This is a genomic window from Lentzea sp. NPDC055074, assembly GCF_053608005.1.
Genome location: NZ_JBSGUQ010000010.1, coordinates 1 through 16,539, shown reverse-complemented (window position 1 = coordinate 16,539; position 16,539 = coordinate 1). Strand labels below are relative to the sequence as shown.

At 68.7% G+C, this 16,539-nt stretch carries 20 protein-coding genes; 5 read left to right on the top strand and 15 right to left on the bottom strand.

From position 1 onward, the window contains the following. Position 1 precedes the first annotated feature (1 nt). Positions 2–487 (top strand): hypothetical protein, encoded by a 486-nt coding sequence (locus ACWF7A_RS22870; protein WP_452252499.1) that lies wholly within the window; start codon positions 2–4, stop codon positions 485–487. Positions 488–1,025: 538 nt separating this feature from the next. Here the strand turns inward: ACWF7A_RS22870 and ACWF7A_RS22865 are convergent. Beyond that, positions 1,026–1,706 (bottom strand): response regulator, encoded by a 681-nt coding sequence (locus ACWF7A_RS22865; protein WP_452252498.1) that lies wholly within the window; start codon positions 1,704–1,706, stop codon positions 1,026–1,028. Next, positions 1,703–4,192, bottom strand: coding sequence for a DUF4118 domain-containing protein (locus ACWF7A_RS22860; protein ID WP_452252497.1), 2,490 nt, complete (start codon positions 4,190–4,192; stop codon positions 1,703–1,705). Before ACWF7A_RS22860 ends, ACWF7A_RS22865 begins: the two co-directional genes overlap by 4 nt. Before the next feature lie 329 nt (positions 4,193–4,521). Here ACWF7A_RS22860 and ACWF7A_RS22855 point away from each other — a divergent pair, with 329 nt between their 5' ends. Then, positions 4,522–4,962 (top strand): MarR family winged helix-turn-helix transcriptional regulator, encoded by a 441-nt coding sequence (locus ACWF7A_RS22855; RefSeq protein WP_452252496.1) that lies wholly within the window; start codon positions 4,522–4,524, stop codon positions 4,960–4,962. A gap of 34 nt (positions 4,963–4,996) precedes the next feature. Here ACWF7A_RS22855 and ACWF7A_RS22850 read toward each other — a convergent pair whose 3' ends face one another. The 5 genes from ACWF7A_RS22850 to ACWF7A_RS22830 all read right to left on the bottom strand — a co-directional run bounded on the left by ACWF7A_RS22850 (position 4,997) and on the right by ACWF7A_RS22830 (position 9,209). Next, positions 4,997–6,100: a DUF1700 domain-containing protein gene (locus ACWF7A_RS22850; protein WP_452252495.1), complete on the bottom strand. Its 1,104-nt coding sequence runs from the start codon at positions 6,098–6,100 to the stop codon at positions 4,997–4,999. After that, positions 6,097–6,423 carry a PadR family transcriptional regulator gene (locus ACWF7A_RS22845; RefSeq protein ID WP_189153829.1) on the bottom strand — a complete coding sequence of 109 codons (327 nt, stop codon included), beginning with the start codon at positions 6,421–6,423 and terminating at the stop codon, positions 6,097–6,099. The genes ACWF7A_RS22850 and ACWF7A_RS22845 overlap by 4 nt, the downstream gene beginning before the upstream one ends. 151 nt (positions 6,424–6,574) lie before the next feature. Continuing rightward, positions 6,575–7,177, bottom strand: a complete 603-nt coding sequence (locus ACWF7A_RS22840; RefSeq protein WP_452252494.1) for a PASTA domain-containing protein — start codon at positions 7,175–7,177, stop codon at positions 6,575–6,577. Further along, on the bottom strand, positions 7,174–8,580 hold the full coding sequence (locus ACWF7A_RS22835; RefSeq protein ID WP_452252493.1) for a hypothetical protein: 1,407 nt from the start codon (positions 8,578–8,580) through the stop codon (positions 7,174–7,176). The genes ACWF7A_RS22840 and ACWF7A_RS22835 overlap by 4 nt, the downstream gene beginning before the upstream one ends. Further along, positions 8,577–9,209 (bottom strand): DUF4230 domain-containing protein, encoded by a 633-nt coding sequence (locus ACWF7A_RS22830; protein ID WP_452252492.1) that lies wholly within the window; start codon positions 9,207–9,209, stop codon positions 8,577–8,579. Before ACWF7A_RS22830 ends, ACWF7A_RS22835 begins: the two co-directional genes overlap by 4 nt. Positions 9,210–9,298: 89 nt before the next feature. Between ACWF7A_RS22830 and ACWF7A_RS22825 the strand changes: the two genes are divergently transcribed. Further along, complete coding sequence (locus ACWF7A_RS22825) at positions 9,299–10,585, top strand: TIR domain-containing protein (RefSeq protein ID WP_452252491.1); 1,287 nt, start codon at positions 9,299–9,301, stop codon at positions 10,583–10,585. Positions 10,586–10,692: 107 nt separating this feature from the next. Here the strand turns inward: ACWF7A_RS22825 and mutM are convergent, their stop codons facing one another. The 6 genes from mutM to ACWF7A_RS22795 form a co-directional block, all read right to left on the bottom strand. Further along, positions 10,693–11,550 (bottom strand): bifunctional DNA-formamidopyrimidine glycosylase/DNA-(apurinic or apyrimidinic site) lyase, encoded by an 858-nt coding sequence (mutM, locus tag ACWF7A_RS22820; protein WP_452252490.1) that lies wholly within the window; start codon positions 11,548–11,550, stop codon positions 10,693–10,695. A gap of 1 nt (position 11,551) precedes the next feature. Continuing rightward, positions 11,552–11,752 (bottom strand): hypothetical protein, encoded by a 201-nt coding sequence (locus ACWF7A_RS22815; protein WP_030467960.1) that lies wholly within the window; start codon positions 11,750–11,752, stop codon positions 11,552–11,554. Between the two features lie 7 nt (positions 11,753–11,759). Continuing rightward, positions 11,760–12,563, bottom strand: a complete 804-nt coding sequence (gene rnc / locus ACWF7A_RS22810; protein WP_452252735.1) for a ribonuclease III — start codon at positions 12,561–12,563, stop codon at positions 11,760–11,762. 16 nt (positions 12,564–12,579) lie between these two features. After that, positions 12,580–12,762, bottom strand: coding sequence for a 50S ribosomal protein L32 (gene rpmF, locus ACWF7A_RS22805; RefSeq protein WP_030467958.1), 183 nt, complete (start codon positions 12,760–12,762; stop codon positions 12,580–12,582). 2 nt (positions 12,763–12,764) lie between these two features. After that, positions 12,765–13,346: a YceD family protein gene (locus ACWF7A_RS22800; RefSeq protein WP_452252489.1), complete on the bottom strand. Its 582-nt coding sequence runs from the start codon at positions 13,344–13,346 to the stop codon at positions 12,765–12,767. 148 nt (positions 13,347–13,494) lie between these two features. Next, positions 13,495–14,211 (bottom strand): DivIVA domain-containing protein, encoded by a 717-nt coding sequence (locus ACWF7A_RS22795; protein WP_452252488.1) that lies wholly within the window; start codon positions 14,209–14,211, stop codon positions 13,495–13,497. A 121-nt stretch (positions 14,212–14,332) separates the two neighbouring features. Here ACWF7A_RS22795 and ACWF7A_RS22790 point away from each other — a divergent pair, with 121 nt between their 5' ends. Then, entirely contained in the window at positions 14,333–14,773 is a 441-nt protein-coding gene (locus ACWF7A_RS22790; RefSeq protein ID WP_452252734.1) for an N-acetyltransferase family protein, read from the top strand. Here ACWF7A_RS22790 and coaD read toward each other — a convergent pair. Continuing rightward, on the bottom strand, positions 14,770–15,252 hold the full coding sequence (gene coaD / locus ACWF7A_RS22785) for a pantetheine-phosphate adenylyltransferase (protein WP_086660746.1): 483 nt from the start codon (positions 15,250–15,252) through the stop codon (positions 14,770–14,772). The genes ACWF7A_RS22790 and coaD overlap by 4 nt on opposite strands. 53 nt (positions 15,253–15,305) lie before the next feature. Beyond that, positions 15,306–15,860, bottom strand: a complete 555-nt coding sequence (rsmD, locus tag ACWF7A_RS22780; RefSeq protein ID WP_452252487.1) for a 16S rRNA (guanine(966)-N(2))-methyltransferase RsmD — start codon at positions 15,858–15,860, stop codon at positions 15,306–15,308. 31 nt (positions 15,861–15,891) lie between these two features. On the opposite strand from rsmD, the gene ACWF7A_RS22775 reads away from it, so the two are divergent. After that, positions 15,892–16,323, top strand: coding sequence for a TFIIB-type zinc ribbon-containing protein (locus tag ACWF7A_RS22775; protein WP_452252486.1), 432 nt, complete (start codon positions 15,892–15,894; stop codon positions 16,321–16,323). Positions 16,324–16,539 lie beyond the last annotated feature (216 nt).

The window sequence follows — 16,539 nt, the reverse complement described above, 5'->3', positions numbered from 1 at the left end:
GGTGTTCGAGAAAGATCATCCGCAGTCACCGGCCGAGGCCCCGAAGAAGCGCAGGGGCACGGCCGTGATGCTGGCCGCCGGCGGCGTGGTCGTGGCGACGTTGTTCGCCACCGTGGCGTCGATGCTGGCCGCCTCAGGCCGCGAGGCGGCCCCGGAACGCACGTCGGCCGACGTCGTGCAGACCATCACGAGCGTCGCGCCGGACGGCAGCACCAGCACCGTCGTCGTGACCGTGTCCTCCGCGGCACCGCAGAAGGCGTCCGCGCCGGACCGCAAGCAGACCGCGAAGTCGCAGGAGCAGCCGAAGCCGGGCACGCCCGACCAGCCGCAGCAGACGACCGCCCAGCCCCAGCCGACGCAGACCGAGACGCAGAGCACGCCGCCGCCCCACACGGAGCCGCCGTCCTCGACGCCGTCGTCCTCGGAGCCGTCGGTCACGCCGCCGACGTCCTCGTCGACCACGCCCCCGCCGGACCCGAAGCCCTAGTCCGGAGCCAGGCCGGCAGGCGATCCTTCGGCAGAGAACGCCCGCGGGCACGGCCCCGCCCTCCCAGGGGGCAGACCGGCCAAGAAGGCCACTCTATCTGCGAAAACAGCCTGCCAACCCGCCGCTCGGCGATCTGTGGACAACTCGAGATCGCAGCGCTCGCCGCGCGACGACGGTCGCCGCATCGGCCCGAGCTCTCGGCGGACAGCTGGGCGCTGGCATGCGAGTTCGTTCAGTGAGAAGCGTGGGCGAACGGCCCGGAGGCGGTGCCGCCTCCGGGGTCCCTCGGCCGCTACTGTCGCCCAACGAGACTTGCAGGACAGCACCTAAGTCATCGTCGGCAATGCAGACACTGCGGCACGTCACCAGCGCCACAGCAGCACAGACGTGCGTAGTGCCGTGTCCAGCTCACGCGTCTACACGCGGAGAAGGTTCGCCGCATCCGAATACGGTCTGGCCCAGCGCCAACGCAGCCGTGTTCGGACGCGAGGCCGACTGCTCAGCCGGCCTCGCTGACCACGCGCCACACTTTCGGCGGTCACAGCTCGAACCGGTATCCCATGCCGGCCTCCGTCAGCAGGTGCCGGGGCCGCGCGGGCTCCGGCTCCAGCTTCCGCCGCAGCTGCGCGAGGTACACCCGCAGGTAGTGCGTCTCCTTCTCGTACGCGGGCCCCCACACGTCGCGCAGCAGCTGCTTCTGCGCGACGAGCTTCCCCGCGTTGCGCGCCAGCACCTCCAGCAGGCCCCACTCGGTGGGCGTGAGGTGCACCTCGGCGCCGTCCCTGAGCACGCGCTTCGCCGCCAGGTCGACGGTGAACGAGGCGGTCTTCACGATCGGTTCGTCCTCGGGGCCCGTGACGGCCGAGCGGCGGACGGCGGCGCGCAGCCGGGCGAGTAGTTCATCCATGCCGAATGGTTTCGTCACGTAGTCGTCGGCGCCCGCGTCCAGGGCGTCGACCTTGTCGGACGAGTCGGTGCGGGCGGACAGGACGATGATCGGCAGGCTGGTCCAGCCGCGCAGGCCCGCGATGACGTCGGTGCCGTCCATGTCGGGCAGGCCCAAGTCCAGGACGACGACGTCCGGTTTGCCGTCGGCGGCGAGCTTCAGCGCCGTGGCGCCGTCGAACGCGGTGAGGACCTCGTACCCGCGGGCCGAGAGGTTGATCCGCAGGGCGCGCACGATCTGCGGCTCATCGTCGACCACCAGTACTTTTGTCACGCGACCCTCTCCTCGGCGGGCAGGGAGATCACCACGGTGAGGCCGCCACCGGGTGTGTCCTCCATGGTGATCGTGCCTCCCATGGCCTCGGTGAAGCCCTTCGCCACGCTCAGACCGAGACCAACGCCACCCGGCGTGCGGTCGCCCAGGCGCTGGAACGGGGCGAAGACCTCCTCGGCGGTGCCGCTGGGCAGGCCTCGGCCGTGGTCCACGACGCGCAGCTCCACCTCGCTGCCGTGGGCGGAGGCGCGCACCGCCACGGCACCGGCGTAGCGCACGGCGTTGCCGACGACGTTCGCGATCACCCGCTCCAGCAGGCCCACGTCGGCGCGCACGGGCGGCAGCGACTCCGGCACGTCGACCTCCACGTCTCCGGTCTGGCCGACCAGGGCCCGCGCGACGGCCTCGTAGTAGCCGACCGCGCGGAACCGGGGCGACACGGCACCGGTCGCGAGGCGCGACGAGTCGAGCAGGTTGTCGACGAGACCGGTCAGCCGGTCCGCCGACTCCTCGACGGCCTCCAGCAGCTCGGCGGTGTCCTCGCCGGACAGGGTCAGCTCCGGGTCGCGCAACGAGCCGACGGACGCCTTGATCGAGGTCAGCGGCGTGCGCAGGTCGTGGCCGACGGCGGACAGCAACGCGGTGCGCAGTTCCGTGCGCGAGGCCTGACGCTGGGCTTCGAGGGTCTGCTCGGCCATGCGTTGCTGCCGAAGAGCGAGCAACGCCTGGCCGGCGGCCGCTTCCAGGACGCTGCGGTCGGACGCGGGCAGCGAACGGCCTCGAAGCGCGAGGTGCACTTCCGGAGTCACGGCGATGTCGACGTCCGCGTCGTCGGGCTCGTCGCACGGGCCGATGCCGGCGCACGCGACGCGCTCCCACGAACCATCAACGCGTTCCAACAGCGCGACGGACGTGAGGCCGAAGTTCTCCTGCACCTTCTCCAACAGCCGCGCAAGCGGCCGCGGGTTCGTCAGCACAGTGCGCGCGTACGACGCGAGGAGCGTGGCCTCGGTGCGAGCGCGCGCTGCCTGGGTCGCACGGCGAGCGGCGTAGTCCACCACCAACGCCGTGGAGACGCCCACGATGATCATCGCGAAGAACGTCAGCACGTTCTGCTGGGCGTCGATGGTGAACGTGTAGAAGGGCTCGGTGAAGAAGAAGTTCAGCAGCAACGCGCTGATCAACGCGGTGGCGACCGCAGGACCGAGCCCGCCGACGATCGCCACGACGAGCGTCACCAGCAGGTAGGCGATGACGTTCGTGGAGAAGTTCAGGCCGCCGCGCAACGACGCCCCCGCCGCGGTGACCAGCGCGGGCCCGGCCACCGCGAGCACCCAGCCCCACGCGAGCCGGCTCGGCTTCAGCGGACTCCCGGCGAACCGGGCACGCCAGCCGCTGGTCGTCGCCGGGTGCGTGACCATGTGGACGTCGATCGCGCCGGACTCCTGCACAACAGTGGAGCCGATGCCCGCCGAGAACACGCGCGCGAGCCGCGAACGGCGCGAGGTGCCAACCACGAGCTGTGTGGCGTTGACGCCCCGTGAGAACTCCAGCAACGCCGTTGGCACGTCATCGCCCACAACGGTGTGGAACGTGGCACCGACGTCCTCGGCAAGCTTGCGGTACTTCTGCAACGAGTGCGGATCGGCGCCGGCAAGACCATCGCCGCGAAGCACGTGCACGACGAGAAGGTCGCCGCCCGCGCGCGTGGCGATGCGGCGCGCGCGTCGGATGAGTGTCTCGCTCTCCGCGCCACCGGTGATGGCGACGACGACACGTTCGCGCGTCTCCCACGTGTCGGTGATCTGCTGTTCGGTGCGGTAGCGCAGCAACCCGACGTCGACCTGGTCGGCGACCCACAGCAGCGCGAGCTCGCGCAACGCGGTCAGGTTCCCGACGCGGAAGTAGTTGCCGAGGGCGGCGTCGATCTTGTTCGCCGCGTAGACGTCACCGTGGGCGAGCCTGCGGCGCAGCGCTTCCGGCGTGAGGTCGACGAGCTGCGTCTGGTCGGCTTTGCGCACGACCTCGTCCGGCACCGTTTCCTTCTGCGGCACGCCCGTTATCCGCTGGACGACGTCGTTGAGGGATTCCAGGTGCTGAATGTTGACTGTCGACAGCACATCAATCCCGGCTTCGAGGAGTTCCTCGACGTCTTGCCAACGCTTTGCATTACGGGATCCGGGTGCGTTCGTGTGCGCCAGTTCGTCGACGACCGCGACCTGCGGCGCGCGGGCCAGCACGGCGTCCACGTCCATCTCGGTGAGTTCGACACCCCGGTGCGTGGAGTGCCTGCGCGCGACGATTTCCAGGCCTTCGACCAGTTCAGCGGTCTTCGCCCGGCCGTGGGTCTCGACAAATCCGACGACCACGTCCGTGCCGCGTTCCCGCCGGCGGTGCGCCTCGCCGAGCATGGCGAACGTCTTGCCGACACCGGGAGCGGCGCCGAGGTGGATGCGGAGCTCTCCACGTCTGGGTTTCGGACTCACCGGACCAGTCTGCCCTGGCCCGGCGTGACCCGTTCGGAGGTATGCGCTGGGCCACACGGCGAAACGAGTGCGCCTTCCCACAGTTCTGACAGGAGATCTGTCTTGTTGAATCATGCTTCAGCCCGGCGCCCGTTCGAGTGAGCTGTGGCGCGCTTTTTACGCCGTTTACCAGCACATTTAAGTGTGTCGGACGCGCGCCGTGACACCCCGTGTCACCACAACGGCCGAATGGGTTATCGGCAGTTGGCGGATAGCGCGCGGAGCGTGAATGAGGGAAAGTGCCAGGGTTCGTGTCCGAATTCGGACAATCACATGCGCGCGGAGAAACGATGCCCACCACCGTCACCAACCACGAGGCACTTCAACTCGTGGTGGCCGTGCACCGGCTGGTGCGAAGTCTTCGGCAGGCCGCTCCGGCCCGCCGTTTGCAACCCACCCAGTTATTGGTGCTGTCAGAACTGAGCGCCCACGGCCCGATGCGGATCGGCGAGATCGCGGTGCGCGCGCTGTGTTCACAGCCGACCGCTACAACCGTCGTGACCAGCTTGGAGTCCACCGGTCTCGTCCGGCGGGAGCCCGACGCAGCCGACGGGCGAGCCACCATAGTCGTGCTCACCGAAGTCGGCCGCGAGACGATCCTGTCGCTCGCTCACGGCGAAGCCGAACTATTGAGTGAAAGAATGTCCGAACTTTCGTCGGAAGACAGAGAACACCTGCGCTCAGCCATGCCGGTTTTGCGGCACCTGGCTGACCCGCAGGAGAACAAGTAGGAGCGGGACCCCCCGACGGGTCCCGCTCCAGGATTTACTTGCTTGGTGACACGGAAGTAGGTGGCACCGAGCTCGGAGTGGCGCTTCCAGAACTCGGCGGTGTCGACTCCTCCGTTGATGACGGAGCGGACACGCTCGGTGTCATCGTGTAACAACGGCCGTTTTCGTAGCTGATCTTCGGCCGTGGATAGCGGTTTGCGGGAATCACCGGCTCAGGGCCGTCACTGGGCTCGTAACAGCTGCTGTAGCCCGGCTGCGCGTTGATCGGCCGTCCGTCCTGGTCGTACAGCAGCACGTTCGTGAGCAGCTTGCCGTTCTCGTCGTACGCGTAGATGTTCTCGTACGTCTCCATGACGGGCCCCGAGTACGAGGACCGCGACGCGTTGTACCCGAGCTGCCCCGCCGTCACGTCGATCACCTGGAACAGCAGTCCCACCGCCAGCGCCGAGGCGGGCAGGCTGAACCACAGCCAGCGCCGGTCGACCTTGGCGCGCGGCCCGGCGAACACCGACACGACGGCGACGGCGGCGATCGCGAGGAACCCGAGGATGTCGCGGCCGGCGAGCAGCACGGCGCCGAGACCGAGCAGGCCCGCCCGCACCAGCCACCAGGCGGGCTGCAACGTCTTGAGGTAGGTGATCGCCCTCTCGGCGGGCGTACCCGCCTCGGGCGTCAGCCACTTCTTGAGCCTGATCGTCTCCGGCAGGTTCATGATCTCCTGCTGCAGGGGCCCGCGGTCGTTCACGAGCGCCAGGCTCAGCACCAGGATCACCGCGGGCAGGAGCAGCACCGCGGGCTCCCGCAACGCCGCCGCCCCCGCGAGCAACGTGACGCCGGTGGCCACCACGAGCCCCCAGGCCGCGGCGCGGGGCCGCGTCAGCACCTGCTTCTTCGTCGTGACCGGCAACCGCTCGGTCCGCGACGGATAGCCGGCGGCCTGGCGGAGCTCCTGCGCGTACTGCTCCGGGGACCCGAGCCGCTGCTCGAGCGTCTCGTCCTCACCGAGCTCGGTGGACAGCTCGGCGACGTGCGCCTCCGTGTCCTCCATGATCTCGGCGACCTCGTTGGGCGGCAGGTCGTCGAGGGCGGCGCGCATCCCAGCCAGGTAGTGCTCGACACCGAGCGCTTGCGTGTTCATGCTGCGACCTCCTCGAGCAGGCCGTCCAGCGTGCTGGCGAACGACCTCCACGTCTCCCTCGACTCAGCCAGGCGCGCCCGCCCGGTCTCGTTGATGCTGTAGTACTTGCGGTGCGGCCCCTCTTCGCTCGGCACCACGTACGAGGTCAGCATCCCCGCGTTGTAGAGCCGCCGCAGCGTGCCGTACACCGACGCGTCGCCCACGCCGTTCAATCCCCCGGCGCGCAGTCTGCGCACCACGTCGTACCCGTACCCGTCGTCCTTGCGCAGAACCGCAAGCACGGCCAGGTCCAGCACTCCCTTGAGCAGCTGACTGGTGTCCATGGCCCCCTCCAACCGAGCTCCCACTTCCAGGAGTTCAGCACTGTTGCGCGGTGGACGGTACTACGCAGTGCGCAGTACTGTCCATTCCGCAGGTACGACGGGAACGGCCTCCCAGGTCAGCGACCCGGGAGGCCGTCTCGACTGGCGCGCGTCAGCTCTTGCAGCCGGACGCACCGGTCGGTTCGCCGAGCTTCACCGCCCCGAGCGTGATCTTGGTCTTGGGATCGGGCGTGCTCCCCGCCGCCTCCGACTGGCTCACCACGACCCAGTTCCGGTCGACGACCTGCTGCCTGCCCTGCCCCGTTGCGTCCTCGGACCAGAGCACGAAGAACCCCGCCGCCTGCAACGTGTCCTGCGCCTTCTGCAGATCGAGGCACACGACGTTCGGCACCGCACCCTTGGCCGGGGGCTCGGCACTCGCGGAGGTGTCGGTCGGCTTGCGCACCTTCAACAACACCTGCGTCCCGCTGGGCGCCTCGGCCTCCGCCTCGGGCAACTGGGAGACGACCACCCAGTTCACCGGCTCGAGGATCTCCCGCTTCTGCCCGGTCCCGTCCTCCTCCGCCACCCGATATCCCTGCGCCTTCAGCAACTCCCGCGCGTCGGCGAGCCGCATCTCCACGACCTTCGGCATCTTCGGCCCGCTCTGAGTGGAGGACGCGGAAGTGGTGGTCGTCGTTGCCCGGGGAGCGGGCGGCTCGGCACCGGAACACCCGGCGAGGACGAGCACGAGAAGGGCGATGGCGATCTTCATCCGGTGGTCTCCTCGGGAGCGGCGGGCGGGATGCTGATCTCGGCGAGCACCTTGCGCAGGCGGGCCACCTCGCCAGGCGTGGCGTCGGCGACGACCTTCCGGCGCCAGCACTGCAGCCGGTACGCGAGGTCGACGGCGAAGAGGTGACAGAGCAGCGCGGCGACGACCGCGCCGGCGAGCAGACCGGTGTAGCCCCAGGCACCCTCGACGAGCGCGGCCACCGCACTACCGATCACAGCAGAGACGAACAGCACGTGCAGCGCGGGCAGCCAGACGACGGACCTGCGCAACCACGCCCACCGCGACAGAGCACTGAGGTCGCGGAGCTGTTCCACGGCCCATCCGACCTGGCCGAACACGAACTCGACCTGCTCGCGCTGCTTCTTCGTCAGCAACGGCTGGTGGTCCTCCATGAACCGCTCGGCGTGCGCGAGGGCACCACGCACGGACGCCGGGTTCGGCGCGAGGCTCTCGTAGGGCCAGAAGTCGCCGTTCCGTCGTTCCCGCAGCCACCGGTCTCCCGAGGTGACGGCGAACCCGACGATCACCGCCATCGCGAGGAGCTGCCAGTGCCACGACACCAGGTTGCTGATGAAGAGAACGATGACGCCCATCGCGGCCACGAACAGACCGACCGTGACGTTGGTCTTCCTGTCGTGCGACAGCTCGGCCAGGTGCTTGTCACTCTCGTCGAGCCGCTTCCTGCCCGCGTGCACGACCGCGACCGTCGCAAGTGGAATCACCAGCGGGAGGACCAGTGCGAGAGCCAGCGCGACCAGCCACACCTGCCTCAGCTCCACGCCTGGTACCAGCAGCCGGACCAACGCCCACGGTGCGGCCAGGCCGAGCAGAGCCGCGGCGATCACCGGCCAGAGGCTGCGCGGACGTGCGGGATCGGGGCGTCGCGGCACCGGGGGCGGCTCCGTGGCGACGCGCCCTTCGAGCAACCGGATCAGCTCGCCGCCGGCGACCTGCCACTCCCCGAAGGGAATGCGCCGGAACTGCTGGTTGCCGAACTCGGCGACGTCCGGGAACCCCTTCTCCCTCAGCGTCCGTTCGGACGGCAGGGCGGCCTTGTCCAGCAGCACCGGGATGACGTGCAGTCCCATCTCCAGCGCCGTGCTGACCTCGAGACGGACCCAGTCGCCCTTGTCGTCCCTGCGCTCGACCAGGTCGTCCAGCCACTCCTGGTGCACGAACACGAGAACGACCTCGCTGCCCCGCAACCACTTCGTCAGCACCGTCGGGAAGTGGTCGCCGCCGATCATCTCCGTGTCCGCGCGGATCTTCTCGGAACCGAAGTGGGTGCGCAGCCGTTCGATGAACGCCTCGACGGCCAGGGCGGTGCCACGCCGCCCGGTGAGGTGGTTCTTGCGGTAACAGATGAAGATGCCGCCGCTCATCGGTTCTCCACCACCGTGACCTGGAATCCCAGTGCTCGCAGCATTCCCGTGAGCATGGCCCCGGTGTTCTCCGTGGCCCGCTTGCGCAGCTCGGACTCCCCGGCCGCCTCGGCGATCCGCTTCTCCGCCGCGAGGTAGAACTCCTGCTGGCTCTTGGTGTCGAGCACCGAGCCCAGCCGGTCGAGCAGGCCGCGCTTCTGGTCGAAGACGTAGCTGCGCTCGTTGTTCAGGTTCGGCTTGTCCAGCACCGGCTCGGGAATCCGCACCTCGACGGTCCTGCGGTCCGGCGACATGATCAGCATCTCGTCGACGAGCCCGCTGAAGTCGACGTAGGCGTTGACCGTGCCCGCTCCGACGAAGAGCGTGCGCTCGCCGGCGAGGAAGTCGGGCAGCCACGGCGCGTCCTTCTCGACGTCGATGACGACCTCGTAGTCACCGGTGGCGGCGTGGTACTGGCTGAGGTTGCGGAGCTCCTCGAGCACAGCGGGATGGCTGCGGTCGATGGTCTCCCTGGCGAACGGCGAGAAGTTCGGCAGCGCGCCCGTCAGCTGCAGCACGGCAGTCAGCACGAGCAGCACCGCCACCACGATCAACCCCGGCTTCAGCCAGCGCAGCCCGACCAGTCTCACAGCCACTCGCTTCCCATTGCAGGACAAGGACTTGCCACTTCGGTCCACTCAGGTGTCATGGCGCGCACCTCCGGCTACGGTCGCTCGACATGGGCGGGGTCTTCATCAACTACCGGCGGCACGACGAGCGCATCGCCTTCGTCCGGGCGCTCCACGCGCGGCTCGCGGAGCGGTTCGGCCCCAGCACCGTCTTCCTCGACTCCGCCACGATCGGGCACGGCCGCCGCTACCCCAACCAGTTGCGCCGCCACCTCGACCGGTCCGACGTGGTCGTCGTGGTGGTGCACGACGGCTGGGCGAAGAAGCTCAGGACCGACGGCGCGGACTGGGTGCACAACGAGATCAGGTGGGCGCTCGCCGCCGGAAAGACGATCATCCCGGTGCTGCTCGACGGCGCGAAGATGCCCAGGGCGCGTGACCTCCCGCGGACCATCAGGGAGTTCGCCCACTTCCAGGCGCACCGCACGGCCGACGACCCCGAGCACGTCCGGCTGTGCGAGAAGATCGCCGAAGAGCCCCAGCGACGTGCCGCCATCGGCCTGACGCCGGCACGGCCGTGGGCCGGACCTCTCAGCGGACTGATCGGCCTCCTGGCGTTCGCCGCGCCCGTCCTGCTCCTGCCGGGCAGCGCACGCGACACCGCCCTCCACATCTCGGTCGTCATGACCGCGGTGCTGGTCGCGGTGCTGGTCGCGGTCGGCCTGGTCTCGCTCGGCCGCAAGCAGCTCAACGCGGCGGAGCGAGTCGCGCAGGGCGTCGACCCCACCACCTACAAACTGGTCGTGCTGTGGCCGGGCGGGGTCGTCGTCACGGGGTTCGCCGTCGCGATCGTCTTCAGCTCTCCGGTCGACCCCGGCCAGCGGCCGCTGTTCGTCCTCATCGCGGGCCTCGGGGCGATGTACCTGGTCATCCTCATGTTCGGGCAGAGCAGGCTGGAGAGGTTCCGCGAGGACCACTGGCCGGTGCGGCTCAAGGAACCGGTGAAGCCCGCTCCTGTCCGCCGTGAGCTCGAACGCCTGCTGCGCAAGCACGGAACCGGAGACCCGGAGAAGGTCCGCTGGCACCTCGTGCACCTGGAGAACGCGGCCGACGTGCTCGCGAGGGATGGCAGCCGCGGCCGTTGGAGCTGGCTCACGGCGGATCACGCGGGACAACTGCTGCTGGGGACCACCTGGTCCGCGGCGACGCTGGGACTGATGACGGCGGCGGCCCTGCCTCAGATGCGACTGTGGGTGCCCGCTGCCCTGCTGGCCGTCATCGCGCTCATCGTGGGGCTCACGATCGAGGCGGCCTACCGGCGGCAGGCCTGGACGCGACGCATGATCTCCGACGAGGTGCACGCAGAGGTTCAGCGGATTCAGGACAGATCACCGTAGCCTTCGGTTCGCTCACCGACCTTCTCCGCGAGGTAGTCGGGTGGGCGAAGGCACCGGTTACGCCCTCGGGAGGACTGACCGGAAGCTGTCCTGTTTTTGCCCGTGAATCAGAGGCGCGGCCGCGGCTGGCACCGCGGGCAGGAGTACGAAGAGCGGTTCATGAACGGCTCCCGCACGATCGCGGCACCGCACCGCTTGCACGGCCGGTTCTCCTGGCCGTACGCGCTGAGCGACCGGTCGAAGTACCCGGACTGCCCGTTGATGTTGACGTAGAGGGCGTCGAACGACGTCCCGCCCTGCCCGAGCGCCTCACGCATCACGTCCGTGGCGTGGTCCAGCAGCTCGGCGGCCTTGACCTTGGTCAGCTTGTCCGTCATGCGGGTGCCGTGCAGCTTCGCGCGCCACAGGGCCTCGTCGGCGTAGATGTTGCCGATGCCGGACACGAGGGTCTGGTCCAGGAGCGCACGCTTGATCTCGGTGTGACGCAGGCGCAACGCGCGCACGGCAGCATCAGAGGAGAACAAGGGGTCCATGGGGTCGCGCGCGATGTGGGCGACCGAGTCGGGCACGAGGGTGCCGTCCACCTCGACCAGTTCGGCCAGCGCGAGGCCGCCGAAGGTGCGTTGGTCCACGAAACGGAGCTCTGGGCCGCCGTCGTCGAAGCGGAAGCGGACGCGCAGATGCTTCTCGTCGGGGGCCGACGAGGGCTGGATCAGCATTTGGCCGCTCATGCCCAGGTGCGCGAGCATGGCGGCTTTGTCAGCGAGCTCGACCCAGAGGTACTTGCCGCGGCGCCTGGCGGCGGCCATGGGCTGGCCTGCCAGGCGCGCGCAGAAGTCCAAGGAACCCAGGTCGTGCCGACGGATGGCACGTGGGTGCAGCACCTCTACCGAGGAGATGACCCTGCCGGCGACGTGGGCTTCGAGGCCGAGGCGTACTACCTCGACCTCTGGGAGTTCGGGCACGTCAGGCTTCGGACTTGCCCTCGTCGACGGGCTGCGCCTCGATCACGGCGGCCTGCGGCTTGGTGGGCTTGAGCACCCACACACCCGCGCGGCTCGTGTCCCTGACCAGCACAAGTCCCTGGATTCCTCCGCTGCGGGAGGTGTTCACCGGCCCGCGGACGGTGCGGGTGCGGCGGTTCGTGCGGTTCCTGGTCGCATACATTGCGGTCTCAGTCTTCCTCGGTTGGGGCGGTCCCTGGCGTCACCGAGGCGCCATTCTGTCCGTTTGCGGATCGGACCGACTCCTGCTCGGCCTTGACCCGTTCCGACAGAACATGATAAGCCGCTTCGGCGGCTTTCTGCTCGGCTTCCTTCTTGGTGCGCCCATCGCCCTTGCCGTAAGGCTGGCCACCGACGAGCACCGTTGCGGTGAACTCCTTGCGGTGGTCCGGCCCCTGGTCGTCCACGCGGTACTCCGGGACGCCGAGGCTGGCTTGAGCGGTGAGCTCCTGCAGGCTTGTCTTCCAGTCCAGTCCAGCACCCAAAAGCGGAGCTTTGGCCAAGAGCGGATCGAACAGCCGGTGAACGAACGTTCGTGCGGTATCGATACCGAACTGCAGGTACACCGCACCGATGACGGCCTCGAGACCGTCAGCGAGAATGCTCGCCTTGTCCCTGCCGCCGGTCAGCTCTTCGCCACGACCGAGCAGCAGGTGTGCACCGAGCCCGCCCTCACCCAGGTCACGCGCGACGCCGGCCAGTGCGTGCATGTTGACCACGCTGGCACGGAGCTTCGCGAGCTGACCTTCGGGAAGGTCGGGATGAGTGCGGTAGAGGTGGTCGGTGACGACCAGCCCCAGAACCGCGTCTCCCAGGAACTCGAGACGCTCGTTCGGCGGCAAGCCGCCGTTCTCGTACGCGTAAGACCGGTGGGTGAGCGACAGCACGAGCAGCTCGGCGTCCAGGTGGACGCCGAGCGCTTCGAGCAGGTCCGCGCGGTCCGCTTGCGGTGCGCGCGGCGGCTTTCCCCCCACTACGTCGCCGAGGAGATCAGGCCGGCTGAGCGACCTGGCGGCCAGCGTACTGACCACAGGCCGGGCAGGCGACGTGCTGCGGCTTCGGCTGGCGGCAAGCCTTGTTGGAGCACGCCACCAGGTGCACGGCAGACGTCTTCCACTGGGAACGGCGCGCACGGGTGTTCGAACGCGACATTTTCCGCTTCGGGACGGCCACGACTACTTCTCCTCGTTGTTGTCATCGCTGAACCGCTCTTGCAACGCGGCCCACCGAGGGTCAATCGTCTCATGCCCGTGGTCGGGCCCGAGCTCCGCCCACCTGCCACCACACTCGGAGCAAAGCCCCTTGCAGTCCGGCTCGCAAAGCGGTGCCTGCGGCAGCGCGAGAACGATGGCGTCCCGCACCACAGGCTCGAGGTCGATCAGATCGTTGACGATCCGGCTGACCTCGTCTTCATCCGTGGTCTCGTCCGTGGTGCTGTCCGGCCACGCGTAGAGCTCCGTGATCCGGACTTCAACCTCATCGGAGAGCGGCTCGAGGCACCTCGAGCACTCCCCCTCGACCTTCGCGGACGCTGTCCCCGACACGAGCAGGCCCTCCACGACCGATTCGATCAGGAGGTCGAGCTCCACTTCCCCGCTCTCGGGCACCGCGATCACCCCGAGCAGCCCCACACCTTCGCCGGGGACCGACCTCACGAGGGGTCGGCTCAGACCGGCGCGACGGCCGATGTCCCTGGTGTCGATGACCCAGGGACCGGATGCTGTGGGACGCGTGGACGCGTGACGATGCTCAGTCATGATTTCGGGTTGTTGCTGGCGGGGACCTACCACGTCCAGCCGTTCCAGGGTACGGGACGACGCCCCCGCGCGTGAAATCGGCAGGTGATCGCACCTGTCCGACGTAGTGCGAATCACACGTTCAGGCGCGATCCGTACCGCTGGTTCGTCAGGAACCGTAGTCGAAAGGTGCGGCGGCGCCCGCGACGGCCGGCCCGCGCAGGTGCGAACGGCCCTTGCCGACCGACCTGAGCGTGTGCGCGAGGAGGTCCTCGAAGTCCGCGAGCTTGCCGTCCACGTACGCGTCGCACTCCGACCGCAGCCGGATGGCCTCGTTCTGGGCGGCGTCGAGCAGGCGCGCCGACTCGGCGTGCGCCGCCCGGACGACCTCCTGCTCGTTGACGAGCCTGGCCTGCTCGGCCCTGCCGTCCTCGGTGGCGCGCTCGTAGTTGGCCCGGCCCGCCTGGATCATGCGCTCGGCCTCGGCGTGCGAGCGACCCACCAGGTCGTCGTACTCCTGGCGGCCGGCGGCCACGGTCCGTTCGGCCTGGTCCTCCGCCTCGGCGATCATCCGCTCGGCACGGGCGCGCGCGTCGGACAGCATCGCCTCGGCCTCGGCCTGCGCCTCGGCGAGCATGCGGTCCGCGTCGGAACGCGCCTTGGACACCCCGGACTCGGCCTCGTGCTTGGCCTTGCCGACGAGCTCTTCCTTGTGGTCCAGCACGTCCTGCGCGTCGTCGAGCTCCGCGGGGATCGCGTCACGCACGTCGTCGAGCAGTTCGAGCACGTCGCCGCGCGGCACCACGCAGCCCGAGGTCATCGGAACTCCGCGCGCTTCCTCGACGATCGTGACGAGCTCGTCGAGTGCCTCGAACACCCGGTACACGTCTCACTCCCCTAACCCCTGTGGCTCCCACCCGCAAGTGTGCCCTGCCGATCTACCCGGGACCGGGACTTCGACAGGGCGTGTCAGGATTTCCCCACATCCACCTGGGGGAACCGTGAAGATCACAATCAGGCGAGCTCTGGCGGCAGACGTCCACCCGATCGTGGCGATGCTGGCGGACGACCCGCTGGGCGCGCGGCGCGAGCGGCCGGGCGACCCGGCCTACCTGAAGGCGTTCGAGGTGATCGACGCCGACCCGCACCAGCTGCTGGCCGTGGCCGAGGCGGACGGCGAGGTCGTGGGGACGCTGCAGCTGACGTTCACGGCGGGCCTGTCACGCCTGGGCATGACCCGCGCGACCGTGGAGGCCGTGCGGGTGCGTTCCGACCAGCGCGGCAACGGCCTGGGCGAACAGCTGGTCACCTGGGCGGTCGACGAGGCCCGCGCGCGCGGCTGCGGCATGGTGCAGCTGACGACGGACGCGTCACGCGTGGACGCGCACCGGTTCTACGAGCGGCTCGGGTTCACCGCGTCGCACGTGGGGATGAAGCTGACGCTCTAGCGCGTCTCGGCGAGGCGCTGCTGCAGCCGCTGCTCGATGGTCGCCGGCAGCAGAGTGGAGACGTCGCCACCGTACGTCGCGACCTCCTTGACCAGCGAGGACGCCAGGTAGGAGTACTGCGGGCTGGCCTGCATGAACAGCGTGTCGACGCCCGTGAGCTGATGGTTCATCTGCGCCATCTGCAGCTCGTAGTCGTAGTCGCTGACCGCGCGCAGGCCCTTCACGATGGCCTTGATGTTGTTCTCGCGGCAGTAGTCGACCAACAGCCCGTGCCACGAGTCCACACGCACGTTGTCCCACTGAGCGGTGACTTCGCGCAGCATCTCCTGACGCTCCTCAACGTCGAACAAGGTGCGCTTGTTCTTGTTGATGAGCACGGCGACGACAACCTCTTCGAACAGGTGCGCGGCTCTCCCGATGATGTCCAGGTGACCGTTGGTTACCGGGTCGTAGGAGCCGGGGTACACGGCACGTGTCATGAGGCGGACGTTAGCACCCGATCGGACGCCTCCAGGCGTGTCCGTGGTTCTCGTCACCCATCAGAACGCACCTGGGCCCAGTACACAGCCGTGTCCCCGTAACGCTTGGCACGCAAGGATTCCACTTCCTCAGGCCAAGCTGGTTCGCCACTTCGCGAAGCACGTTCCACGATCAAGACGGCGTCCACGGCGAGCCTGGGCACGATCCCCCGAAGCACTTTGGCGAGCTCGTCGTCCCCCACCGCGTACGGCGGATCGGCGAACACGACGTCGAACTTCTCTCCTTCACCACTCACGTAGGCCTCAGCAGTCCGGTTCGCGATCGTCGTGTTGGCGAACCCGAGCTCCCTGGCATTGCCTTTGAGCACGTCAGCGGCCCGCTTGTCCGACTCGACGAACGTGGCGTGCCCCGCCCCGCGACTGAGCGCCTCGAACCCGAGCGCCCCGGACCCGGCGTACAGGTCCAGCACCTTCGCCCCCTCGAGATCCACCATGGCCTCGAGGGAGCTGAACAACGCCTCCCGCACCCGCTCGGACGTGGGCCGCGTGCCCTTGGGCGGAACCTTGAGCCTGCGACCCCCCGCAGTCCCGGCAACGATTCGTGTCACGATCCCATCGTCCCAGGTGCATCCTGTCGGCATGACCCGCCACCGAGACTCGGGCGACTGCCTCTGCGCCCTGGCCACGACCCCGGTCCTGGTGAGGTGCCCGTCCTGCACGGCCCAGGCCCTGGCAACGAACGACCGACTCATCTGCCCCACCTGCGCACACGCCCGCCCGTACAAGCGCGTGTGGTGCTGGGACGCACGAGCCGTAGTGCCAGACCTCTGGCTGACGACCCCATGCGCGGGCCACACGCTGTGGGCACTGAACACCGCACACCTGGACCTGCTGGAGTCCTACGTGACCGCGACGCTGCGCGAGGACCCGGACCCGTCGTCGGTACGACGGATGACGATCCTGGCGAAGCTGCCAGCGTGGCTGAAGTCGGCAAAGCACCGCGACGAGGTTCTACGGGCAGTGCGGCGCCTGCGAGAGAGCGCAGGGGCACAGCAGAGCAGGAACGCCTGACGAACCGCGATGCCGAAGGCGAGCCGGACATCAAGCGATGCCGAAGGCGAGCCGTCTTTCCATACGGGCCTGGGCGGTGGGGTCCCATCACGAGTCGCGCCACAGCTCTTGCTGCACCTGAAGAGGGGTGGGGACAGGACGACAGGGTAGGGGTGTGGTAGAACCACAACAGGTTGTGGGGGGTATAAAAAAAAAAAATAAACCCAACACAAAACA